The organism is Pseudomonas sp. MF09156 (genome assembly GCF_059862305.1).
The window spans coordinates 36900-60400 of record NZ_JCBCUR010000002.1 but is presented as its reverse complement, the minus strand read 5'-3'; the positions used below and the strand labels follow the sequence as shown (position 1 = coordinate 60400).

The following is a 23501-nucleotide window of genomic DNA, read 5'->3' as shown; positions in this document are numbered from 1 at the left end:
AGCCCCTAAGACGCATTTGTCATAATTATTTCATGGTTATGCGCCGCTGTTATATCGAAATGCCATCGTTCGTCGGATAGGCCCTGAATCTGCTGGCCGGCCAATGCCGTTCGTCTCTTTTTACTGATTTGTCCCCACACATTGCGGGGTCGCAGTCGCTGTCTATACTCGGGTTTGTACGCAATTAGCTGATGACGCCCGACTGCATTAGGCAGGCAAGGCTTGGCGGATGTAAGCAGTTTGGAAGCCGCCCCCTTGGCCGCAGGTGCAAACCGGCGGGATAACAAGAACGATAAGGGGAACCCGCAATGACGCGACATCCACATGTTTGGATGGGCTTACTCTTGTGGTCAGTATTCAGCCAGGCGCAAGCCGCCTGGACGGTGAATATGGCACCAGGGGCCACTGAAGTCAGTCACGCCGTGTTCGACCTGCACATGACCATTTTCTGGATCTGTGTGGTGATCGGCATCATCGTGTTTGGCGCCATGTTCTGGTCGATGATTGTGCATCGACGCTCCACGGGCCAGGTGGCGGCCAAGTTCCACGAAAGCACGACGGTCGAGATTCTCTGGACGGTGGTGCCCTTGCTGATCCTCGTCGCCATGGCCATTCCGGCGACCAAGACCCTGATCAACATCTACGACAGCAGTGAATCGGATATCGATATCCAGGTCACCGGCTACCAGTGGAAGTGGCACTACAAGTACCTGGGCCAGGACGTCGAGTTCTTCAGCAACCTGGCCACTCCCGCCGAGCAGATCCATAACCAGGCCACCAAGGGCGAACACTATCTGCTGGAAGTCGACCAACCGCTGGTGCTGCCGGTGGGCGCCAAGGTGCGCTTTTTGGTGACGGCCGCCGACGTGATCCATTCGTGGTGGGTGCCGGCGTTTGCGGTCAAGCGCGATGCGATCCCAGGCTTCGTCAACGAGGCCTGGACCCGGGTCGAGAAGCCCGGCATCTACCGTGGCCAGTGCGCGGAGCTGTGCGGCAAGGATCACGGCTTCATGCCCATCGTGGTCGAGGTCAAGTCCAAGGCCGACTACGAAACCTGGCTTGGCGAGCGCAAGGAGGAAGCCGCCAAGCTCAAGGAGCTGACCTCTAAAGAATGGACGCGCGAAGAGCTGGTGGCCCGTGGCGACAAGGTCTATCACACCACCTGCGTGGCCTGTCACCAGGCCGAAGGCCAGGGCCTGCCGCCGATGTTCCCGGCGCTCAAAGGCTCGAAAATCGCCACTGGACCGGCGGCAGACCACCTGAGCATCGTCTACCACGGTAAGCCCGGTACGGCGATGGCGGCCTTTGGCAAACAACTGTCGGAAGTCGATATTGCGGCGGTCGTGACCTACGAGCGTAACGCCTGGGGCAACAACAAAGGCGACATGGTCACGCCCAAAGACGTGCTGGCCATCAAACAGGCGGAAAGCAAATGAACCTCTTCATTGCGTATGCCCTGAACCGCCCCGCCCATCCGCTTGCAGGAGAACGGCCATGAGCACTGTGATCGATGACCACGGTCATGCCGCTGACCACGCCCACGGTCCCGCCAAGGGCCTGATGCGCTGGGTGCTGACCACCAACCACAAAGACATCGGGACCATGTACCTGTGGTTCAGCTTCGCCATGTTCCTGCTCGGCGGCTCGTTCGCCATGGTGATCCGTGCCGAGTTGTTCCAGCCGGGCTTGCAGATCGTCGAGCCGGCGTTCTTCAACCAGATGACCACCATGCATGGCTTGATCATGGTGTTTGGCGCGGTGATGCCGGCGTTTGTCGGCCTGGCCAACTGGATGATCCCACTGATGATCGGCGCGCCGGACATGGCCTTGCCGCGCATGAACAACTTCAGCTTCTGGCTGCTGCCGGCGGCGTTCCTGCTGCTGGTCTCGACCCTGTTCACCCCCGGTGGCGGGCCGAATTTTGGCTGGACCTTCTACGCGCCGCTTTCCACCACCTACGCCCCGGAAAGCGTGACGTTCTTTATCTTTGCCATCCACCTGATGGGTATCAGCTCGATCATGGGCGCGATCAACGTGGTCGCCACCATCCTCAACCTGCGCGCACCGGGCATGACCCTGATGAAGATGCCGCTGTTCGTCTGGACCTGGCTGATCACCGCCTTCCTGCTGATTGCGGTGATGCCGGTGCTGGCCGGTTGCGTGACGATGATGCTGATGGATATCCACTTCGGCACCAGCTTCTTCAGCGCTGCCGGCGGTGGTGACCCGGTGTTGTTCCAGCATGTGTTCTGGTTCTTCGGCCATCCTGAGGTGTACATCATGATCCTGCCGGCCTTCGGTGCCGTCAGCTCGATCATCCCGACCTTTTCGCGCAAGCCGCTGTTTGGCTACACCTCGATGGTCTACGCCACGGCGAGCATCGCGTTCCTGTCGTTTATCGTGTGGGCGCACCACATGTTCGTGGTGGGTATTCCGCTGGTGGGCGAGCTGTTCTTCATGTACGCCACCCTGCTGATCGCGGTGCCCACCGGGGTCAAGGTGTTCAACTGGGTCAGCACCATGTGGCAAGGCTCGCTGACGTTCGAGACGCCCATGCTGTTTGCCGTGGCCTTTGTGATCCTGTTCACCATCGGCGGCTTTTCCGGGCTGATGCTGGCGATTGCCCCAGCGGACTTCCAGTACCACGACACCTACTTTGTGGTGGCGCATTTCCATTACGTACTGGTGCCTGGAGCGATCTTCGGGATCTTCGCCTCGGCTTACTACTGGCTGCCGAAATGGACCGGCCATATGTACGACGAAACCCTGGGCAAGCTGCACTTCTGGCTGTCGTTCGTGGGGATGAACATGGCGTTCTTCCCGATGCACTTCGTGGGGCTGGCCGGCATGCCACGGCGGGTGCCGGACTACAACCTGCAGTTCGCCGACTTCAACATGGTGTCGTCGATTGGCGCCTTTATGTTCGGCGCCACGCAGATCTTCTTCCTGTTTATCGTGATCAAGTGCATCCGGGGCGGTAAGCCGGCGCCGGCCAAGCCGTGGGATGGCGCCGAAGGGCTGGAGTGGAGCATTCCTTCGCCGGCGCCGTATCACACCTTCACCACGCCGCCGGAGGTCAAATGAGCCCGGTCATGAAAACACTCCCGATCCCCTGTGGGAGCGGGCTTGCCCGCGATGGCGGCCTCAAGACCCCTGCAGAGCTTGAGGGCCTCATCGCGAAGCCAGCTCGCCCAGGTGGGCGCCATGGCTGACTCCGTCCCCCTCAACCGCCTGGTCACGCGCCTGCTGATCCTGGTGTTGGCGATGTTCGCCTTCGGTTTTGCCCTGGTGCCGATCTACGACGTGATGTGCAAGGCGTTCGGCATCAACGGCAAGACCGCGGGGCAGTACGAAGGCTCGCAGGTGGTCGATCCGTCACGTCAGATACGGGTGCAGTTCCTGTCGACCAATGCCATCGATATGGTCTGGGAATTTCACTCCAGGGCCGACGAAATCGTGGTCCACCCCGGTGCGGTCAACGAGATGGTGTTCGTGGCCTTCAACCCCACCGACAAGCCGATGACCGCCCAGGCGATCCCGAGTATTTCCCCGGCCGAAGCGGCGATGTACTTCCACAAGACCGAGTGCTTTTGCTTCACCCAGCAAGTGCTGCAGCCGGGAGAGCGCATCGAGATGCCGGTGCGCTTCATTGTCGATCGCGACATGCCCAAGGATGTGAAGCATTTGACCCTGGCGTACACGCTGTTCGATATCACTGCGCGCCAACCGCCCGTGGCTGTCCATACCGGCGGCTAGGCGTGCCTGCGGGCTCGATTAGGAGAATGGATACATGTCGACTCATGATACGTACTACGTACCAGCGCAAAGCAAATGGCCAATAATTGCCACGTTTGGGCTGTTGATCACCGTGTATGGCCTGGGTGTGTGGTTCAACGACCTCAAGGCGGCTCGCCCGGAATCCCACGGCCCGCTGATCTTTTTCGTCGGCAGCCTGCTGCTGGCCTACATGATGTTTGGCTGGTTTGGCGCGGTGATCAAAGAAAGCCGCGCCGGGTTGTACAGCGCGCAGATGGACCGCTCATTCCGCTGGGGCATGACCTGGTTCATCTTTTCCGAGGTGATGTTTTTTATCGCGTTCTTTGGCGCGCTGTTCTATGTGCGGCATATGTCGGCGCCGTGGCTGGCCGGTGAAGGCTCCAAGGGCATTGCCCATATGCTGTGGCCCAATTTCGAGTTTGCCTGGCCGCTGCTCAACAACCCGGACCCCAAGCTGTTCCCGGCGCCGGAAGGCACCATCAGCCCGTGGGGCCTGCCATTGGTCAACACCATCTTGCTGGTGAGTTCCAGCGTGACCATCACCATCGCCCACCATGCCCTGCGCAAGGGGCATCGCGGTGCGCTGAAGATCTGGCTGGCGATCACCGTGTTGCTGGGGTTGGCGTTCCTCGGGTTCCAGGCCGAGGAATATATCCACGCCTATAAAGAACTGGGCCTGACGCTGGGCTCGGGGGTGTATGGCGCGACGTTCTTCATGCTGACCGGCTTTCACGGCGCCCACGTGACCATCGGCACGATCATTTTGTTCGTGATGCTGATGCGCATCCTCAAGGGGCATTTCAATGCCGAGCACCAGTTCGGTTTCGAGGCGGCCAGTTGGTATTGGCACTTTGTCGACGTGGTGTGGATCGGTCTGTTTTTCTTCGTCTACGTGCTGTAGCGATTTACCAGGGGGCGTGGGAAACCAGCTGGCCGCTGAAGAACCCCCAGGTGATCAGCGCCAGGGTGATCACGGCCAGTACTACACGCACGGTCAAGGCGGTGACGAGGCGATTGGAGTGGCCCTCGTCCTTGACCAGGAAGAACAAGCCACTGAACAGGCTCACAACGGTAGCGATCAGCATCAGGGCGATAGCGGCTTTGAGCATGGTCAGGCTCCAGGGCTCTTATTTTGAGGGGCGGGCAATGAGATTCAGTATAGCCAGCACAACATCGACCTTCGCGGTAACGCCATGAAACGCTTTCGCCCCGGGATTGCCCCGACCCTGGTGGTGCTGGTGCTGCTACCGCTGATGGTGTTCCTGGGCTTTTGGCAGTTATCCCGTGGTCAGGAAAAACAGGCACTGCTCCAGAGTTATGCCGAACGCCGGGCGGCGCAGCCCATCAGCGTTGCGCAACTGGAGACGGTGGCGGATCCGGCCTTTCGCCGCGTGCAGTTGCGCGGGCAGTTCGACGCCGCGCACAGCGTGCTGCTGGATAACCGCATGCGCGACGGCAAGGCCGGCGTCGAGTTGCTGCAACCCTTTCATGACCAGACCAGCGGCCAGTGGCTGTTGCTCAATCGCGGCTGGCTGCCTTGGCCGGACCGGCGCACGCCGCCAGCTTTCACCACCCCCGACCAGCCTTTGAATATCAACGCCTGGGTGTATGTCGCCCCCGGCGAGACGTTCCAGCTACACGCCGACCCAGCCGCCGCCAAATGGCCACGCCTGCTGACGGCGCTGCACCCGCAGGCGCTGTGGGCCGAGTTGGAGCGCAGCGGCTTTGCCTTTGAGCTACGGGCCGAAGCGGGCCCGGCGACCTATGAAACCCAGTGGCCAGTTGTGGCCATGGGCCCGGAAAAACACCTGGGGTATGTCGTGCAGTGGTTCGCCATGGCACTGGCGCTGCTGGGCCTTTACCTCTACCTCGGCTGGCACAACGCAAGGGAGAAGCACCATGGGAGCGGCCATGAATCCACTCAACATGTCTGACACGCCAGCGGCGCCCAACCGCAGCAAGGGGCGCTGGCAACTGATCCTGATCCTGCTGATGGTGATCGGCCCGATGGTGCTGGCGACCCTGATGTACAAGTGGCAGTTCTGGGTGCCGGACAACCGCAGCGATCATGGCGAAATGATCGGCAATGGCCAGACCCGCAGCGATATCGGCGTGCAGGCCGACGAGGACCGCTGGCAATTGCTGGTCACCGCGCCCGCGGCCTGCGCCACCGATTGCCAGCAACTGGTCTACCTCGCGCGCCAGTTGCAGATCGGCCTGGGGCGCGATGCGTCCCGTGCCAGCCATGCCCTGGCCAGTGCGCAGCCGGTCGGCGCCGAGTATGAGGCCAAGTTGAAGGCCGAGTATCCGCAGTTGCAGCGTTTGCCCCTGGACCTGCCGACCTTCAAGCAAAACGCTGCCGCGCCGGGCGATGCGCAACTGTGGATCGTCGACCCCCACGGCAACCTGGTGCTGCGCTATGACGCGCGGGTCAAGGGCAAGGATCTGCTCAACGACCTGCGCCACCTGCTGAAACTGTCGAATATCGGATAAGGGCATCGTCATGGCCAAACCTGGATTTCGCCTCGCGCTGTTTGCCACCCTGCTGGCTCTGATTGTGGTGCTTTTGGGCGCCTACACGCGCCTGACCCATGCCGGCCTCGGTTGCCCGGACTGGCCGGGTTGCTACGGCTTTATCAGCGTGCCGAAAAGCGAGGCCCAGTTGGCCCATGCCGAGTTGCACTTCCCGGACACGCCGGTGGAGGCCGACAAGGGCTGGAACGAGATGATCCATCGCTATGCAGCAGGCACCCTGGGGCTGCTGATCGCGCTGTTGGCCACCCGCGCCTGGACTCATCGCCGGCATCCGGGGCAGCCCTTGAAGCTGCCGTTGTTTCTGCTGGCGGTGGTGCTCGCCCAGGCGGCCTTTGGCATGTGGACGGTGACGCTCAAGCTGTGGCCGCAGGTCGTCACCGGGCATTTACTGGGTGGCTTCGCGACCTTGAGCCTGTTGTTTCTGCTGACCCTGCGTTTGTCCGGGGTGTTGCCGGCGCTGATCGTGCCCCGGCGCCTGCAGTATTGGGCCACGGCCGGCCTGGTGCTGGTGATCGGGCAGATCGCCCTCGGTGGCTGGGTCAGCTCCAACTATGCGGCGGTGGCCTGTATCGATTTGCCGACCTGTCATGGTGAGTGGTGGCCGGCAGCGGACTTTGCCAATGGCTTTCACCTGACCCAGCATATCGGGCCCAACTACCTGGGCGGGCAACTGGACAGTGATGCACGCACGGCGATTCACCTGACCCATCGCCTGGGCGCGCTGGTGGTGACTGTGGCGCTGCTGGGCCTGGCCTGGCAGCTCAAGGCGGTGGGCATGACCCGCCTGGCGGGCCTGCTGCTGGTTGCCCTGGCCGTGCAGATCGGCCTGGGCCTGAGCAATGTGTACTTTCATTTGCCGCTGCCGGTGGCGGTCGCCCATAACGCCGGCGGCGCAGCGTTGTTGCTGACCCTGGTGCTGGTCAATTACCACGCCCGTACCAGCCTGGTGCGGGTCCGCCACCAAGTGCCGTTCGGTTGGCGCTTCAGCCCGCGCAAACAGGTTGCGGGCCTGATCACCCTTAAAGGAGAGATGCCATGGCGACCTTGATTGGCGAGCGTCCCGGCCAGGCTATCTGGCGTGACTACCTGGAGCTGACCAAGCCCAAGGTGGTGGTGCTGATGCTGATTACGTCGCTGGTGGGCATGTTTCTCGCCACCCGCGCCGGGGTGCCGTGGCCGGTGCTGATCTTCGGCAACCTGGGGATTGCCCTGTGTGCCGGTGGCGCCGCAGCGGTCAACCATGTGGTGGACCGGCGCATCGACGCGCTGATGGCGCGCACCCACAAGCGGCCGTTGGCTGAAGGCCGGGTTTCCCCGGCTGCCGCGCTGACGTTTGCCCTGGCGCTGGCGGTGGCCGGGCTGGCGTTGCTGCTGGCGTTTACCAACCCGTTGGCGGCCTGGCTGACCCTGGCCTCGCTGCTGGGCTATGCGGTGATCTACACCGGCTTTCTCAAGCGCGCGACACCGCAGAACATCGTGATCGGCGGCCTGGCCGGCGCGGCGCCACCGTTGCTCGGCTGGGTGGCGGTCACCGGCCATGTGAGCGCCGAGCCGTTGCTGCTGGTGCTGATCATCTTCGCCTGGACCCCGCCGCACTTCTGGGCCCTGGCCATCCATCGCAAGGAGGAGTACGCCAAGGCCGATATCCCGATGCTGCCGGTGACCCACGGCGAGCACTACACCAAGGTGCATATCCTGCTGTACACCTTCGCGCTGCTGGCGGTGAGCCTGATGCCCTATGTGATCCACATGAGCGGGCTGTTGTACCTCGGTTGTGCGCTGGTTCTGGGTGCGCGCTTTCTGCAATGGGCCTGGGTGCTGTACCGTGGCAGTCGGCCGCACGCGGCGATCAATACCTTCAAGTACTCTATCTGGTACCTGTTTTTGCTATTTATCGCCCTGCTCGTAGACCACTACTTATTGTTGAACCTATGACTCGAACTCAAAAAACTGTCTTTATCCTGGTGGCCGTCGTGGCGTTGATCATGGGCCTGACCGTCAACAAAGTGCTGTCTGGCAAGGGCCAGGGCGACCCTACGGCATTGATCGACGCGGGCATTATCCTGCTGCCGCAAAGCCGCCAGCTGCCGCCCGTGACCATGACCAACCAGGACGGCCAGCCGGTGCTGGTCAATGAGTTGAAGGGCAAGTGGAGCGTGCTGTTCTTTGGCTACACCTTCTGCCCGGATATCTGCCCGACCACCCTGGCCCAACTGCGGCAGATCAAGAGCGAGCTGCCCAAGGACGTGGTGGATAAGCTGCAGGTGATCCTGGTCAGCGTTGACCCGCATCGCGATACCCCGACCCAGCTCAAGCAATACCTGAGCTACTTCGATCCGCAATTTGCAGGGTTGACCGGGGCGAATGTGGAGGATGTGCAGAAGGTCTCGAATGCGGTGAGCATTCCGTTCATTCCGGCCGACACCAGCAAGCCGAACTACACCGTCGACCACAGCGGCAACCTGGCATTGATCGGCCCGGATGGCAGCCAGCGCGGGTTTATCCGTGCGCCGTTGAACAACCAGAAGCTGGTGGCGCAGTTGCCGGGGTTGTTGCAGCGCAACTGAGCTGACAACACAGATCAAGTGTGGGACCTGGCTTGCCTGCGATAGCGCCAGGTCAGCCAGCCTCTTGGTTGCTGACCCACCGCGATCGCAGGCAAGCCAGCTCCCACATTTTGCTTTGCTCGGCTTCAGAGATCGTCTTTCAGATCAAACGCCGGCAGGATCGCGCCTTTGTACTTCTCGTTGATGAATTTCTTCACTTCCGGAGTGTGCAGGGCTTTGACCAGTTTTTGCACCGCGTCCGAATCCTTGTTGTCCTCGCGGGTCACCAGGATATTGACGTAAGGCGAGTCGTTGCCTTCGATCGCCAGGGCATCCTTGGACGGGTCCAGCTTGGCTTCCAGGGCGTAGTTGGTGTTGATCAGGGCCAGGTCGACCTGGGTCAGCACGCGCGGCAGGGTGGCGGCTTCCAGTTCGCGGAATTTCAGGCCTTTTTCGTTGCCGGTGATGTCCTTGATGGTCGACAGGATATCGGTCGGGTTCTTCAAGGTGATCAGGCCCTTGCTGGCCAGCAGCAACAGCGCGCGGCCGCCGTTGGTGGCGTCGTTGGGGATCACCACGTTGGCGCCGTTCGGCAGCTCGGCCAGGCTCTTGTACTTGCTGGAGTACGCGCCCAGCGGCTCCAGGTGCACGCCGGCGACGCTCACCAGGTGGGTGCCCTTGGCCTTGTTGAACTCATCCAGGTACGGCTGGTGCTGGAAGAAGTTGGCGTCCAGGCGTTTTTCGGCCACTTGTACGTTCGGCTGCACGTAGTCGGTGAACACCTTGACCTTCAGGTCCACGCCTTGCGCGGCCAGGGCCGGCTTCACGAACTCAAGGATCTCAGCGTGCGGCACCGGGGTCGCGGCGACCGTCAGGGTCTCGGCGGCGTGGGCGGAAAATGCGGCAACCGCGGCGAAAGCAACCAGTAGTTTTTTCATCCAACAAGCTCCTTGTTCGGGCATGCCGGCGGGGGCCGGCAATGGCCGTTATTTTCGAGAATAGTGGGTCACCAGCTTATCGCCGATGGTTTGCAGAATCTGCACGAGCACAATCAACATCACCACGGTCACGACCATGACGTCATCCTGGAAACGCTGGTAGCCATAGCGGATCGCCAGGTCGCCCAGGCCACCGGCACCCACCACACCCGCCATGGCGGTGTAGCCCACCAGGGCAATGGCGGTAACGGTGATTGCAGCAATGATGCCCGGCTTTGCCTCGGGCAGCAGCGCCTTGGTGATGATCTGCCGGGTGGTCGCGCCCATGGCCTGGGTCGCCTCGATGATGCCGCGATCGACCTCGCGCAGGGCGGTTTCCACCAGCCGCGCGAAGAACGTCGAAGCGCCTACCACCAGCGGTGGAATCGCGCCGGCCACGCCCAGCGAAGTGCCGGTGAGGAACACGGTCGTCGGGATCATCACGATCAGCAGAATGATAAACGGCAGCGAACGTATGGCGTTGACCACGAAGGCCAGGGCGGCATAGGTGGTTTTCTGCTCCAGCAACTGCCGTGGGCTGAAGAGAAACAGCAGGATGCCCAGCGGCAGGCCCACCAGCACGGTGAAAAACAGCGAGGTGCCGAGCATCAGCAGGGTGTCGTTGGTGGCCACCCAGATATCAGCCCAGTCGACGTTGTCGAAGTAATGCAGTAGCACGTCCATTAACGCAGGACCTCCATGTGCACATCGGCGGCGGTAAAGCGCGCGAACGCCGCTTCCATGTCACCGCCGGTGATGGCCAGGGTCAGTTGCCCGTAAGGGGTATCTTTGATGTGGTCGATGCGACCAGCAAGGATGCTGTAGTCCACACCCGTTTCGCGGGCGACGGTACCCAGCAGTGGCGCGTAGGTCGCTTCGCCCTGGAACGTCAGGCGCACGATGCGGCCCGGCACATGGGCGAACACATCGCGCTGCTCACCTTCATCGACCTGCTCGGCTTCTTGCACAAAGCGCTTGGTGGTCGGGTGCGTGGGGTGCAGGAACACCTGGGCCACCGGGCCTTGCTCGACAATCACCCCGGCATCCATCACCGCGACCTGGTCGCAGACACGGCGGATCACGTCCATTTCATGGGTGATCAGCACGATGGTCAGCTTCAGCTCGCGGTTGATCTCGGCCAGCAATTGCAGGACCGAGGCGGTGGTCTGTGGGTCGAGGGCGCTGGTGGCTTCGTCGCACAGCAGGATTTTCGGTTTGGTGGCCAGGGCACGGGCAATGCCGACGCGCTGCTTCTGGCCGCCGGACAGTTGCGCCGGGTACTTCCTGGCGTGGTCGGCGAGGCCGACCCGGTCCAGCAGTTCGGCCACGCGCGCATCGATCTCGCGGCGCGACAGTTCGCCCGCCAGGGTCAGCGGCAGCGCGACGTTGTCGGCAACGGTCTTGGAGGCCAGCAGGTTGAAGTGCTGGAAGATCATCCCGACCTGCTGCCGGAAACGGCGCAGGCCGTTGGCATCCAGGGCGGTGACTTCTTCGCCATCCACCTGGATCTGGCCGCCCGAAGGCTCTTCGAGGCGATTGATCAGGCGCAGCAGAGTACTTTTTCCCGCGCCGGAATGGCCGATCAGGCCAAACACCTGGCCGTTCTCGACGCGCAGGCTGGTGGGATGCAGTGCGGGGATATCCTTGCCGGCGACCCGGTAGGTTTTATGGACGTTATGAAACTCGATCACGTAGCGAACCTTGTGGGGCGCATTGAAAAGGGATCAGCGGTTAGCCGGGCGCGCATTTTAGCCTGTCCGTATAGCGTTTCTTAGCATTTATTTCGTATTCAACCAGCGATTTGGCAATAACGCGATCAAAGGTCATAAAAAAGGAACGGTAAAAAATCCCGTCAGTCACTACTTAAGCAACTCGATTTCCCGGGTGCCGTGCCCGGGGTTTTGCTCAAACGAGCCAGGGACCGCTCTGGCCTACGCAAACGAGGAGTTTTGTCTGATGAGTACCAAAAAACCCGCTACGCCGCCCAAGAGCGAGCTTGCAGGCACCGATACCCTGGACCGTGGCAACACCAATGCCAAGCTGCAAAGCCTGGAGAAGTCTCGCTCCGACGCCACCGGCCAGGCGCTGCGCACTAATCAGGGGGTGAAAATCTCCGATAACCAGAACACGTTGAAAGTCGGCGCGCGCGGGCCTTCGCTGCTGGAAGATTTCATCATGCGTGAAAAAATCACGCACTTTGACCACGAGCGTATCCCGGAGCGCATCGTGCACGCCCGCGGCACTGGCGCCCATGGCTACTTCCAGACCTATGAAAACCATTCGGCGCTGACCAAGGCGGGTTTTTTGCGTGACCCTGGCCGTAAAACCCCGGTGTTCACGCGCTTTTCCACGGTGCAGGGCCCACGTGGTTCAGGCGATACGGTGCGTGACGTGCGCGGCTTTGCCGTGAAGTTCTTCACCGACGAAGGCAACTTCGACCTGGTGGGCAACAACATGCCGGTATTTTTCATTCAGGACGCGATCAAGTTTCCTGATTTCGTGCATGCGGTAAAACCTGAGCCGCACAACGAAATTCCTACCGGCGGCTCGGCCCACGATACTTTCTGGGATTTTGTCTCGCTGCAGCCGGAATCGGCGCACATGGTGATCTGGGCGATGTCCGACCGCGCCATTCCAAAAAGCCTACGCAGCATGCAGGGTTTTGGGGTGCACACGTTCCGCCTGGTGAATGCCGAGGGTCAATCCAACTTCGTCAAATTCCACTGGCGTCCGACGGCGGGCACCTGCTCCCTGGTGTGGGATGAGGCGCAAAAGCTGGCCGGTAAAGATACCGATTACCATCGTCGCGACCTGTGGGATGCGATCGAGATGGGCGATTACCCGGAGTGGGAATTGGGCGTACAGGTGATTCCGGAAGATAAGGAGCACGCGTTCGACTTCGATATTCTCGACCCGACCAAGCTGATTCCCGAAGAGTTGGTGCCCATCACCCCGCTGGGCAAGATGGTGCTCAATCGCAACCCGGACAACTTCTTCGCCGAAGTCGAACAGGTCGCGTTCTGCCCGGGGCATATCGTGCCGGGTATCGATTTCTCCAATGACCCGCTGCTGCAAGGTCGCCTGTTTTCCTACACCGATACGCAGATCAGCCGACTAGGTGGCCCGAACTTTCACCAGTTGCCGATCAATCAGCCGCTGACGCCGCTGCATAACAACCAGCGCGATGCCATGCACCGCAGCACCATCGACAAAGGCCGTGCCGCGTACGAGCCGAACTCCATCGACGGCGGCTGGCCGAAAGAAACTGCGCCGGCAGCGCAGGACGGTGGTTTTGAGTCCTACCCGGAGCGTATCGACGCGCACAAGATCCGCGAGCGCAGTGAGTCCTTTGGCGATCACTTTTCCCAGGCGCGCCTGTTTTTCAACAGCATGAGCAAGCACGAGCAGGAACACATCATCGCGGCCTATAGCTTTGAGCTGGGCAAGGTCGAGCGTGAGTTTATCCGGGCGCGCCAGGTCAATGAAATCCTGGCCAATATCGACCTCGGGCTGGCCAAGCGTGTGGCGCAGAACCTGGGCCTGCCGGCACCGAAAAAAGGCACCGTGCCGGTGCGCAAGACCGCGCCAGAGCGCTCGCCGGCCTTGAGCCAGGCCAACTTGCTGGCGGGCAATATCAAGACGCGCAAGGTGGCGATCCTGGCCGCCAATGGTGTGGATGGTGCCGCGATTGCCGCGCTGAAGAAGGCGCTGGCCGCAGAAGGTGCCCATGCCAAGTTGCTCGGGCCGACCTCGGCGCCGGTCACTACGGCCGATGGCAAGAGCCTGGCGGTGGACGCGTCGATGGAAGGCTTGCCGTCGGTGGCATTCGATGCGGTGTTTGTGCCGGGCGGGGCGAAGTCGATCCAGGCATTGAGCGGCGATGGCGTGGCGTTGCATTACCTGCTGGAGGCCTACAAGCACTTGAAGGCGATTGCCTTGGCCGGTGAGGCGAAGCAGTTGCTGGAAGTGTTGAAGCTGGAGGTGGATGCGGGGTTGATTGTGGGCGGTGATGCCAAGGCGTTGAAGGCGTTTATTGCGGCGATTGCCCAGCATCGGGTGTGGGAGCGCGAGCCTAGGGCCAAGGCGGTTCCGGCTTAAGTTTCTGGTTGTTTGACAGGGCCTCATCGCCGGCAAGCCGGCTCCCACGTTGAAATGTATTGCACTGTGGGGGCCGGCTTGCCGGCGATGGGCGTCAGTCCGCCTTACGCGGAATCAGCACCACCTGGGCCGGTATGTGTTTGAGAATCTGCCGGTGGATCTTCAGGTCATACCCTGAGTCAATCCGCTTCACTCGTTTAGTCAACAGCGTGTTCAGCCACGGGTAATCCTCGGTGCGCGGCACCTGGATGCTCACGTCACACTGGTAATTCACCACATCGGTGGCGATGGCATCCAGTTGATGGCGCAATTGCTGGATATCCGTGAGGTTCAGCGCAACCGTGGTGCTCTCGGCGGAGGGGTCGATGACCTTGGCCGGTGGCTTGGCTTCGGCAGCTTTCAGGGCGGCTTCGGCTTTATCCAGCTCGGCTTTGCGGGCGTGGGCGATGGCGCTGTTGACCCCGCCAGTCAGCGCCGGAGCCTTGGGCATCAAGGCCCGGGCGCGGCTCAAGGCCGTAGCGGCGGCGTTGACATCACCTTTTTGCAGGACGATCTGGCTGCGCTGCAAATAGGCTTCGGCCAGTTGGCGCTGATAAGGCTCCAGCGCCGGATCGTCAGGCGATTGGGCCTGCAAGGCCGCCAGTTGGTCTTCGGCGGTAGCCAGCTCACTGCTGGCCAGGTTTTGTTCCAGCTGTGCAATGGCCGCAGCGCGCGCGTCCGGTGCCTCGGGGGCGACGGGCGGGGAGCTTTGGCAGGCGCCCAGCAGCAGGGAAAATGCGGCAAGGAGCAGATAACGGGAGGTGAACGGCTTCATTCCTGCGACTCTCTAATTGCGCAAAAAGCGAGCAAGTCTACACCCCTCGGCGGGGCAGGACAAAACTCAGCAGAAACAGTGCGGCGGCCGTGACCACAATCGACGGCCCGGCCGGGGTGTCCTTGAACCAGGACAGCGCCAGGCCACCACACACGGCAAGCATCCCCAGCAAACTGGCGCCGACCGCCATCTGTTCCGGCGAACGGGCATGACGCTGGGCGGCTGCGGCGGGGATGATCAACAGCGACGTGATCAACAATACGCCGACAATCTTCATTGCGACAGCGATCACCACGGCGATCAGCAACATCAGGGTCATGCGCAGTGCGGGTACTGGCAAGCCTTCGACGGTGGCCAGTTGTTCGTGGACGGTAATTGCCAGCAGCGGGCGCCACAGGGCCACGAGCAGGATCAATACTGCCGCGCTGCCGCCGAGAATCCAGGCCAGGTCCGTGGGGCTGATCGCCAGCAGGTCGCCGAACAGGTAGGCCATCAGGTCGATACGTACTTCATGCATAAAACTCAGCACTACCAGGCCCAGGGACAGGGTGCTCGGCGCGAGGATCCCCAGTAGCGTGTCCGAGGCCAGGGGCTGGCGCTGTTGCAGGGTCACCAGCAGCACTGCCAGCAGCAGGCAGCCGACGGTTACCGCGATGGTCGGGCTGACGTCCAGCAAAAAGCCCAGGGCCACGCCGAGCAGGGCCGCGTGGGACAAGGTGTCGCCAAAGTAGGCCATGCGCCGCCAGACCACGAACGAGCCCAACGGGCCCGCCACCAGCGCCAAAGCCAAGCCTGCAAGCAGGGCGTAGAGCAGAAAATCAGCCATGCTTGCAGCCATCTCCGTGGATGTGGGTATGAGGGGCGATCGGATCGGCAACCACCGCGCCATGCAGGTCATGGGCATGATCGTGACGGTGGTGGTAAATCGCCAGGCTCTGCGCATTCTTGCCGAACAGCTCGACGAAGGCCGGGTCGCCGCTGACCTGTTCCGGGTGGCCGGAGCAGCAGACGTGGCGGTTGAGGCACACCACTTGGTCGGTAGTGCTCATCACCAGGTGCAGATCGTGGGACACCATCAGCACGCCGCAGCCATGCCGGTCGCGCAGGCGGGTGATCAGGCTGTAGAGCTCGGCCTGGCCGGCAACGTCGACGCCTTGCACCGGTTCATCGAGCACCAGCAATTCGGGCTCGCGCAGCAGGGCCCGGGCTAGCAGCACGCGCTGCATCTCGCCACCGGAGATGCTTTGCACCGGGCTGTCGATGACCTGCTCGGCCCCCACTTCCTTGAGCGCGGCCAGGGCGCGGGTGCGGTCCACGCCGGGCACCAGGCGCAGGAAGCGCAGCACCGACAGCGGCAGGGTTGGGTCGACGTGCAGTTTCTGCGGCATATAGCCGATGCGCAGCTTGGGCTTGCGCCAGACACTGCCGCTGTCGGGCTTGAGCAGGCCTAGCACTGCGCGCACCAGGGTGGTCTTGCCGGCGCCGTTGGGGCCGATCAGGGTGACGATCTGCCCCGGCTCGACGCTCAGGTCAATTTTGTCCAGCACGTTCTGGTCGGCGAACGTGACGCCGACCTGTTCCAGGCGGATTAGCGCAGTGCTCATCAAGCCCCCTGGCAGCCCGAGCAGATGCCAACCACTTCGACGGTCTGCCCTTCGACTCGGAAGCCGACATCGCCGGCACTCTTGATAATCGCGTCGCTGATGCTTTTTTGTTCAAGCTCGATGGCGGCGTGGCACTCGCGGCAGATCAGGAACTGGCCCTGGTGCGCGTGCTCCGGGTGGTTGCAACCGACAAAGGCGTTCAACGAGGCGATGCGGTGCACCAGGCCGTTTTCCAGCAGGAAGTCCAGCGCACGGTACACCGTGGGCGGCGCGGCGCGGCGCCCGTCTTGCTCGCTGAGCACGCCGAGAATGTCGTAGGCACCCAGCGGTTTGTGGCTCTGCCACACCAGTTCCAGCACTCGCCGGCGCAGGGCGGTCAGGCGCAGGCCTTGGCGTGCGCACAGGGCGTCGGCCTCCGACAGTGCGTTGTGCACGCAGTGAGAGTGGTCGTGGGGACGGCTGGCAAGCGGTGTTTTAGGCATGAGCGGCGACAGATATTTGTGAGAGACGTTATTATGTTACCCGTTCCTGCTGACTTGAGTGCTCATCGTGTCCCGACTTTTTGCCGTTTTTGTCGTATTTGTCACCAGTTTATTGATTGCCGGGGCTGCCCAGGCCGAGGTTCGGGTGCTCACCAGCATCAAACCCTTACAGCTGATTGCCACCGCTGTGCAGGACGGCGTGGCGGTTCCAGAGGTGTTATTGCCACCCGGAGCCTCGCCGCATAACTATGCATTGCGCCCATCCGACGTACGGCGTGTGCAATCGGTGGATCTGCTGTATTGGATCGGTCCGGACATGGAAGGCTTCCTGCCACGGGTCCTCAAGGGTCGCAACTTGCCCACGGTGGCCGTGCAGGAACTGCCGGGCCTGAAGCTGCGGCATTTCGCCGAAGATAATCACTCCCATGGCGAAGAAGCCGACGACCATGACCACGATCATCGCCCTGGCAGCCTGGATGCCCACTTGTGGTTGTCGCCGGTGAATGCGCGGGTGATTGCGGCCAGGATGGCGGCGGACTTGAGCGCGGCTGACCCCGCCAATGCAGAGCGCTACCAGAGCAACCTGCAAGCGTTCAACGGGCGCCTGGATGCCTTGGACCTGCGTTTGAAAGCGCGTCTGGCGGGTATCGCCGGCAAGCCTTACTTCGTGTTCCACGAAGCCTTCGACTACTTTGAAGATGCCTACGGCCTCAAGCACACCGGTGTGTTCAGCGTGGCCGCCGAAGTGCAGCCTGGCGCCCAGCATGTGGCGGCGATGCGCACGCGCTTGCAGGAAGTGGGTAAGACCTGTGTGTTCAGCGAGCCACCCTTGCGCCCGCGTCTGGCCGAGACCCTGGTGGCTGGCCTGCCGGTGAAGCTGGCGGAATTGGATGCCCTGGGCGGCTACACCCCGGCCACGGGCCAGGGGTATGAGCAGTTGCTGGAGAAGTTGGGCAATGATTTGGCAGGGTGCCTGGAGTCACTGTAGGCACACCGCCAAACCAATGTGGGAGCGGGCTTGCCCGCGATGGCGGTGTATCAGGCGCTCATTAGGTGACTGACACGCCTCATCGCGGGCAAGCCCGCTCCCACAGCGTTAGAGGGCGAGCGGCAGCTGGAGGGTGACCTGCTGGCGTTGTTCCAGCAGCTGTTGAAGCTCCACCGGATCGTGAATCAGCACGTCCTGCCCCGCAAACGTCTCTGCTGCAATCAGGCGGGACAGCCAGAACCGCACACACGCCACGCGCAGCATCGTCGGCCACAGCTCGGCTTCCCTGGTGCTGAACGGCCGCAGTGCCGCATAGGCGCCCAGCAGTGCGCGGGCGCGGTGGCCGTCGATCACCCCGGCGGCGTCCGAGCACCAGTCATTGAGGGCAATCGCCACGTCGTACAGCATTGGCCCGGAGCATGCGTTATAGAAGTCGATCAACCCGGTCAGGTGGGTGCCTTCGAACATCGCGTTGTCGCGAAACAGGTCGGCGTGGATATTGGCCCGTGGCAGCGTGAGGATCTGCCCTTTGAGCTGCTGGATTTCATCCAGCGCCATTTGCAACAGTTGCTGTTGGTGGGCGTCGAGGTGCGAGATCAGCTGCGTGCCCTCGTCGAGCATCCAATCCAGCCCGCGATCGGTCTTGCGCTCCAGCACCTTGTCGCCCTGGGTGGCCAGGTGCAGGTGAGCGAGTAATTCACCCACTTGCACGCAATGCTGAGCATTGGCCTCCTTGATGTGCTTGCCCGCCAGGCGCGGTTGCAGCAGCGCCGGCTTGCCTGCCAATTCGCGCAGGGCCACGCCGTCGGTGGTGCGCAGGGCGTAAGGCACGGGCAGGTCGGCGTCGTGGAGTACGTCCAGCAGTTCGATGAAGAACGGCATTTCGTCCACGGGGCCGCGTTCAACCAGGGTCAGGACAAATTCGCCCTGTTCCAGGCTGATAAAGAAGTTGGTGTTTTCGCTACCAGCGGCAATCCCCTGGAAATCGAGCAGGCGGCCGAGCCCATAAGGGGCGAGAAAGGTTTCCAGCTCGGGCCGAGCCAGGGGGGTGAACACAGACATGGTTAAAACTGCCAGTACGGGCGCCGCAGGCTGCGGCGCCGATTAAAGTTAAGAAATCATTTCCATTCGAAGATCTTCCATGACGGGATCAGCATATCCGGCTGGTCCGAGCGGATGAAGTTCGCATCGGTTCCGTCCGCGCGCACCAAAAAGTACGGGGGTGCGCCCTTGGGCGTTACCTTGATGGCATACAGGAAACCGTTTTGGCGGTATTCCTGGATGGTCTTGTCGCCTTCCGTGCGAATGGTGACTTGCGGGTCTCCCGAGGGAGCGTCGTCTGCCGCCATGGCAGCCATCGGAGCGAGTGCAATCAAGCCGGTCAACAGCAGGCGATTGAATGTACGCATGATAACCTTGTCCCTTTGTTGTCATTGGTCCGGCTATTCTAGCGCCAGACCCGCCGAAAAGGTTGATCCTGCTCATGAGCCAAGCCCCCCTCGTCCTGGTGGACGGTTCTTCATATCTGTACCGCGCCTTCCACGCGCTGCCGCCGTTGACCACGTCCAAAGGCCTGCCGACCGGTGCGGTCAAGGGCGTGTTGAACATGCTCAAAAGCCTGCGCAAGCAGTACCCGGACAGCCCGTTCGCGGTCGTGTTCGACGCCAAGGGCGGGACATTTCGCGATGACATGTACGCCGAATACAAGGCCAACCGCCCGAGCATGCCCGATGACATGCGCGTGCAGATCGAGCCGCTGCACCAGAGCGTGATCGCCCTGGGCTTCCCACTGCTGTGCGTCGAAGGCGTCGAAGCGGATGACGTGATCGGCACCCTGGCCCGCAGCAGTGCTGCCGCCAACCGCCCGGTGGTGATCTCCACGGGTGACAAGGACATGGCACAGCTGGTCGATGGGCACATTACCTTGGTCAACACTATGACCGGTAGCGCCATGGACATCGACGGCGTTAAGGAGAAATTTGGGGTCGCTCCCGAGCAGATCATCGACTATCTGGCATTGATGGGCGATTCCTCCGACAACATCCCAGGCGTTCCTGGTATCGGTCCTAAGACCGCTTCGGGGCTATTGGTCGGTGTGAACGGCGGCCTGAAAGAGCTGTACGAGCAACTGGATATTGTCCCGACTTTGCCGATCCGCGGGGCCAAGACCCTGCCGGCCAAGCTGGAAGAGCATAAAGAGATGGCATTCCTGTCCTACCAGTTGGCGACCATCAAGGTCGACGTGCCGCTGGAGGTGGGCCTGGAAGACTTGCACCTGATCGAGCCGGATCGCGAGAAGCTGCTGGAGCTGTACACCCTGCTGGAGTTCAAGAGCTGGATCGACGAGATTCAGCGCGATGCCAAGCGCGTCGAGCTCAAGGCCGCCGCGGACGTTGCACCGGCTCAGGTTGCAGTTGAGGCCCAGGCGCCTGTGGCCCCGGTCCAGGCGCAGTACGAGACCATCCTCGACCAGGCCCGCTTTGACGTCTGGCTGAAAAAACTCAATGACGCCAAGTTGTTTGCCTTCGATACCGAAACCACCGGTGTCGACGCCCAGCAGGCGCAACTGGTGGGGGTTTCGTTTGCCGTGCAGGCCAACGAAGCGGCCTACATCCCGCTGACCCATTCCTACATCGGCGTGCCCGAGCAATTGGATCGCGATACGGTGTTGTTGGCCCTCAAGCCGCTGCTGGAGGACCCGAACAAGCTCAAGGTCGGCCAGCACGCCAAGTTCGACATGAATATCCTGGCCAATTGCGCCATCGGCGGCGACCCGGCGCACGGCATCACCGTGCGCGGCATCGCCTTCGACACCATGCTCGAATCCTACGTGCTGAACTCCACCGCGACCCGTCACGACATGGACAGCCTGGCGAAGAAGTACCTGGAACATGACACCGTCAGCTTCCAGGACATCGCCGGCAAAGGCGCCAAGCAACTGACCTTCGACCAGATTGCCCTGGAGCAGGCCGGCCCCTACGCCGCCGAAGACGCCGATGTGACCCTGCGCCTGCACCTGGCGCTGTATGAGCAGCTCTGCGCCCTGCCGAGCCTGGCCAGCGTGCTGACGGATATCGAGATGCCATTGGTGCCGGTGCTGGCACGGATCGAGCGCCAAGGTGCCCTGGTGGATGCCGCGTTGCTTGGCGTGCAGAGCATCGAGCTGGGCAACAAGATGGTGGAGCTGGAGCGCCAGGCGTACGAGATCGCCGGCGAGGAGTTCAACCTGGGTTCGCCCAAGCAGTTGGGGGCTATCCTCTACGAAAAGCTCGGGCTGCCGGTATTGAAGAAGACTGGCAAGGGCCAGGCCTCTACCGCCGAGGAAGTACTGGCCAAACTGGCCGAAGATGACTATCCATTGCCCAAGGTGCTGATGCAGTACCGCAGCATGAGCAAGCTCAAAAGCACCTACACCGATCGTTTGCCCGAGCAGATCAACCCCCGTACCGGGCGTATCCATACCTCTTATCACCAGGCGGTGGCGGCCACCGGGCGCTTGTCGTCCAGTGATCCGAACCTGCAGAACATCCCGGTGCGCACGGCCGAAGGCCGGCGGATCCGCCAGGCGTTCGTCGCACCCAAGGGCTACAAGCTGCTGGCGGCGGACTACTCGCAAATCGAGCTGCGGATCATGGCGCACCTGTCCAAGGACGAAGGCTTGCTCAACGCCTTTCGCGACAACCTGGATGTGCACACGGCCACGGCGGCTGAGGTGTTCAAGGTCGAACTGGACGAGGTCACGTCCGATCAGCGCCGCAGCGCCAAGGCGATCAACTTCGGCCTGATCTACGGCATGGGCGCGCAGAAGCTGGGCAAGGACATTGGCGTCGATACCAAGACGGCCAAGGCCTATATAGATGTGTACTTCGCTCGCTACCCAGGGGTGCGCGAGTACATGGAGCGCACCCGCGCCCAGGCTTCCGACCAGGGCTATGTGGAAACCCTGTTCGGGCGTCGCCTGTACTTGCCGGATATTCACTCCAACAAGCCGCAGGAGCGCGCAGGCGCAGAACGCACCGCGATCAACGCGCCGATGCAGGGGACTGCCGCCGATATCATCAAGAAGGCCATGGTCAAGGTCGACAACTGGCTGACGGAGTCGGGGCTCGACGCCAAGGTCATCCTGCAGGTGCACGATGAATTGGTGGTCGAGGTCCGTGAGGACCTGGTGGCTGAAGTCAGCGAGAAGATTCGCGAGCACATGAGCAGTGCCGCGCAACTGGATGTGCCGCTGCTGGTGGAGGTCGGCGTGGGCGATAACTGGGACCAGGCGCACTGATTATCCGGCAGCGCTGCGGCATGAGGTCGCAGCGTTGCCTATAGATCGGAAATATCCGAGGGTTATTTCCAATAGTTTTTCCGGGGCGCCGGAACTTAACCCATGAAAAGTCACTCAGAGTTACTGAATGGGTGGTGAAGCCCTTCAATGCTCCTATGTTGTGTTAAGTGTTGGCAGATATCTGGACCCCGCCCTAGCGGTCCGGAACTTGGACCCCGAACTTCCCCTCCCCATACGAAGTCCGGGGTTTTTTTTGCCCGCAGAAAAGTTATTCGGTCAGTTCTGCGCCCTTGTCCGCCAGTTCCATCCAGCCTGCCAGCACGGTATAGGCATCTTCCAGGCCCATGCGCTTGGGCGCCGAGAACAGCTGGATGGTGATGGCATCACCCCAACCTTTACGGATTTGTGCCTGCACTTTGAGCAAAGTGCCCTTGGCGGCGCCGTAGGTCAGCTTGTCGGCCTTGGTCAGCAGGATGTGCATTGGCATGCCGCTGGCGACTGCCCAATCGAGCATCAGCAGGTCGAAATCGGTCATTGGATGACGGATATCCATCATCAGGATCAGCCCTTTCAAACTCTCGCGGCCACCCAGATACGCTTCCAGGTGACGCTGCCAGTGCAGCTTCAATGGGATAGGTACTTTTGCGTAACCGTAGCCCGGCAGGTCGACCAGACGCCGATCATCGTCTAGCTTGAAGAAGTTGAGCAGTTGCGTGCGGCCTGGGGTTTTCGAGGTGCGAGCCAGGCTGGCATGGGTCAGGGTGTTGAGCGCGCTGGACTTGCCGGCGTTGGAGCGCCCGGCGAAGGCCACTTCAAAGCCTTCGTCGTCGGGGCATTGGTCGACTTTGGCGGCGCTGAGCATGAACGTGGACTGTTGGCACAGACCGAGGATGGGGTTCTTGAGTTGCATGGGATTTCCGATGTGGGCGGTGCCGGGAATGGGTGCGGCAAGTAGTGTCGTTCCCGTTTCAGTAGCGCCAGTATATAATGCCGCAGATTTTGTGTGTGCTTTGTCCCAGCGAAGGATGAAGTTCACGGGAGCGATAGACCTTTATTGCGCATTAGAACGCAAAACGCTTCCAAACCCTGAAAAGGTCGACGTATGACCAAGTGGCTGCTAGCTGTCGGTGTCCTGATACCACTTTACAGTGCGCAGGCTACACAGGATCCGGAAGCTGTGTACAACCGCGTTTGCGCGGCTTGCCATGCCGGGCAGTTGCCAACGGCCCCCAAGCGGGGTGACCAGGCAGCCTGGGCGCCGAGACTGGCGCAAGGCATGGATACGCTGGTGCAGCACGTGACCCAGGGTTTCAAGGCGATGCCGCCGCGTGGTTTGTGCATGGAATGCCGTGCCGAGGATTACCAGGCCATCATCCTTTTGATGAGCGAGTAGACCCGGTT

At 61.7% G+C, this 23501-nt stretch carries 24 protein-coding genes; 13 read left to right on the top strand and 11 right to left on the bottom strand.

Features of this window, described 5'->3' with window-relative positions; genetic code table 11:
* The first annotated feature begins 308 nt into the window (after positions 1–308).
* From coxB to AC19YY_RS05985, 4 genes are all read left to right on the top strand, one after another.
* Positions 309–1436: a cytochrome c oxidase subunit II gene (coxB, locus tag AC19YY_RS06000; protein ID WP_169954105.1), complete on the top strand. Its 1128-nt coding sequence runs from the start codon at positions 309–311 to the stop codon at positions 1434–1436.
* Between the two features lie 58 nt (positions 1437–1494).
* Positions 1495–3084 (top strand): cytochrome c oxidase subunit I, encoded by a 1590-nt coding sequence (gene ctaD / locus AC19YY_RS05995; RefSeq protein ID WP_038444815.1) that lies wholly within the window; start codon positions 1495–1497, stop codon positions 3082–3084.
* 120 nt (positions 3085–3204) lie between these two features.
* Entirely contained in the window at positions 3205–3756 is a 552-nt protein-coding gene (locus tag AC19YY_RS05990) for a cytochrome c oxidase assembly protein (protein WP_057439257.1), read from the top strand.
* Between the two features lie 34 nt (positions 3757–3790).
* Positions 3791–4678 (top strand): cytochrome c oxidase subunit 3, encoded by an 888-nt coding sequence (locus AC19YY_RS05985; protein ID WP_169954106.1) that lies wholly within the window; start codon positions 3791–3793, stop codon positions 4676–4678.
* A 4-nt stretch (positions 4679–4682) separates the two neighbouring features.
* Here the strand turns inward: AC19YY_RS05985 and AC19YY_RS05980 are convergent, their stop codons facing one another.
* Positions 4683–4886, bottom strand: coding sequence for a twin transmembrane helix small protein (locus AC19YY_RS05980; protein WP_017528731.1), 204 nt, complete (start codon positions 4884–4886; stop codon positions 4683–4685).
* An 84-nt stretch (positions 4887–4970) separates the two neighbouring features.
* On the opposite strand from AC19YY_RS05980, the gene AC19YY_RS05975 reads away from it, so the two are divergent.
* From AC19YY_RS05975 to AC19YY_RS05955, 5 genes are read left to right on the top strand one after another with little or no spacing between them, the layout of a single operon-like run.
* Positions 4971–5711, top strand: a complete 741-nt coding sequence (locus AC19YY_RS05975) for an SURF1 family protein (RefSeq protein WP_500603959.1) — start codon at positions 4971–4973, stop codon at positions 5709–5711.
* Positions 5677–6270, top strand: a complete 594-nt coding sequence (locus AC19YY_RS05970) for a PA_0111/PP_0108 family redox-active disulfide protein (RefSeq protein WP_500603958.1) — start codon at positions 5677–5679, stop codon at positions 6268–6270. Before AC19YY_RS05975 ends, AC19YY_RS05970 begins: the two co-directional genes overlap by 35 nt.
* A gap of 10 nt (positions 6271–6280) precedes the next feature.
* Positions 6281–7360, top strand: coding sequence for a COX15/CtaA family protein (locus AC19YY_RS05965; protein WP_169954109.1), 1080 nt, complete (start codon positions 6281–6283; stop codon positions 7358–7360).
* A complete protein-coding gene (cyoE, locus tag AC19YY_RS05960) occupies positions 7348–8247 on the top strand; it encodes a heme o synthase (protein WP_169954110.1) in 900 nt (299 codons plus the stop codon). Before AC19YY_RS05965 ends, cyoE begins: the two co-directional genes overlap by 13 nt.
* Complete coding sequence (locus tag AC19YY_RS05955; protein ID WP_169954111.1) at positions 8244–8879, top strand: SCO family protein; 636 nt, start codon at positions 8244–8246, stop codon at positions 8877–8879. The genes cyoE and AC19YY_RS05955 overlap by 4 nt, the downstream gene beginning before the upstream one ends.
* A 125-nt stretch (positions 8880–9004) precedes the next feature.
* Here the strand turns inward: AC19YY_RS05955 and AC19YY_RS05950 are convergent, their stop codons facing one another.
* From AC19YY_RS05950 to AC19YY_RS05940, 3 genes are read right to left on the bottom strand one after another with little or no spacing between them, the layout of a single operon-like run.
* Positions 9005–9796, bottom strand: a complete 792-nt coding sequence (locus AC19YY_RS05950) for a MetQ/NlpA family ABC transporter substrate-binding protein (RefSeq protein ID WP_169954112.1) — start codon at positions 9794–9796, stop codon at positions 9005–9007.
* 48 nt (positions 9797–9844) lie between these two features.
* Positions 9845–10519, bottom strand: a complete 675-nt coding sequence (locus AC19YY_RS05945) for a methionine ABC transporter permease (RefSeq protein ID WP_169954113.1) — start codon at positions 10517–10519, stop codon at positions 9845–9847.
* A complete protein-coding gene (locus AC19YY_RS05940) occupies positions 10519–11526 on the bottom strand; it encodes an ATP-binding cassette domain-containing protein (protein WP_170041980.1) in 1008 nt (335 codons plus the stop codon). Before AC19YY_RS05940 ends, AC19YY_RS05945 begins: the two co-directional genes overlap by 1 nt.
* 235 nt (positions 11527–11761) lie before the next feature.
* Here AC19YY_RS05940 and katE point away from each other — a divergent pair, with 235 nt between their 5' ends.
* Positions 11762–13933 carry a catalase HPII gene (gene katE, locus AC19YY_RS05935; protein ID WP_262376969.1) on the top strand — a complete coding sequence of 724 codons (2172 nt, stop codon included), beginning with the start codon at positions 11762–11764 and terminating at the stop codon, positions 13931–13933.
* A 94-nt stretch (positions 13934–14027) separates the two neighbouring features.
* Here the strand turns inward: katE and AC19YY_RS05930 are convergent, their stop codons facing one another.
* From AC19YY_RS05930 to zur, 4 genes are read right to left on the bottom strand one after another with little or no spacing between them, the layout of a single operon-like run.
* Positions 14028–14747: a PA5502 family lipoprotein gene (locus AC19YY_RS05930; protein WP_169954115.1), complete on the bottom strand. Its 720-nt coding sequence runs from the start codon at positions 14745–14747 to the stop codon at positions 14028–14030.
* Between the two features lie 37 nt (positions 14748–14784).
* Positions 14785–15573 (bottom strand): zinc ABC transporter permease subunit ZnuB, encoded by a 789-nt coding sequence (gene znuB / locus AC19YY_RS05925; protein WP_029290341.1) that lies wholly within the window; start codon positions 15571–15573, stop codon positions 14785–14787.
* The gene (gene znuC, locus AC19YY_RS05920) at positions 15566–16351 is read right to left on the bottom strand and encodes a zinc ABC transporter ATP-binding protein ZnuC (RefSeq protein WP_500603957.1); all 786 of its coding nucleotides are present in this window, start codon (positions 16349–16351) and stop codon (positions 15566–15568) included. The genes znuB and znuC overlap by 8 nt, the downstream gene beginning before the upstream one ends.
* Positions 16351–16833: a zinc uptake transcriptional repressor Zur gene (gene zur, locus AC19YY_RS05915; protein ID WP_029290345.1), complete on the bottom strand. Its 483-nt coding sequence runs from the start codon at positions 16831–16833 to the stop codon at positions 16351–16353. The genes znuC and zur overlap by 1 nt, the downstream gene beginning before the upstream one ends.
* A 58-nt stretch (positions 16834–16891) precedes the next feature.
* Here zur and AC19YY_RS05910 point away from each other — a divergent pair, with 58 nt between their 5' ends.
* Positions 16892–17821: a zinc ABC transporter substrate-binding protein gene (locus AC19YY_RS05910; RefSeq protein WP_500603956.1), complete on the top strand. Its 930-nt coding sequence runs from the start codon at positions 16892–16894 to the stop codon at positions 17819–17821.
* Positions 17822–17929: 108 nt separating this feature from the next.
* Here the strand turns inward: AC19YY_RS05910 and AC19YY_RS05905 are convergent, their stop codons facing one another.
* Both AC19YY_RS05905 and AC19YY_RS05900 read right to left on the bottom strand, forming a co-directional pair.
* A complete protein-coding gene (locus AC19YY_RS05905) occupies positions 17930–18883 on the bottom strand; it encodes a homoserine kinase (protein WP_169954118.1) in 954 nt (317 codons plus the stop codon).
* 56 nt (positions 18884–18939) lie between these two features.
* Entirely contained in the window at positions 18940–19230 is a 291-nt protein-coding gene (locus tag AC19YY_RS05900) for a DUF2782 domain-containing protein (RefSeq protein WP_104911281.1), read from the bottom strand.
* Between the two features lie 74 nt (positions 19231–19304).
* On the opposite strand from AC19YY_RS05900, the gene polA reads away from it, so the two are divergent.
* Positions 19305–22100 carry a DNA polymerase I gene (polA, locus tag AC19YY_RS05895; RefSeq protein WP_500603955.1) on the top strand — a complete coding sequence of 932 codons (2796 nt, stop codon included), beginning with the start codon at positions 19305–19307 and terminating at the stop codon, positions 22098–22100.
* 268 nt (positions 22101–22368) lie between these two features.
* On the opposite strand, the gene yihA is transcribed toward polA, so the two are convergent.
* Positions 22369–23010, bottom strand: coding sequence for a ribosome biogenesis GTP-binding protein YihA/YsxC (gene yihA, locus AC19YY_RS05890; protein WP_500603954.1), 642 nt, complete (start codon positions 23008–23010; stop codon positions 22369–22371).
* 192 nt (positions 23011–23202) lie between these two features.
* Here yihA and AC19YY_RS05885 point away from each other — a divergent pair, with 192 nt between their 5' ends.
* Entirely contained in the window at positions 23203–23493 is a 291-nt protein-coding gene (locus AC19YY_RS05885) for a c-type cytochrome (RefSeq protein WP_169954120.1), read from the top strand.
* Positions 23494–23501 lie beyond the last annotated feature (8 nt).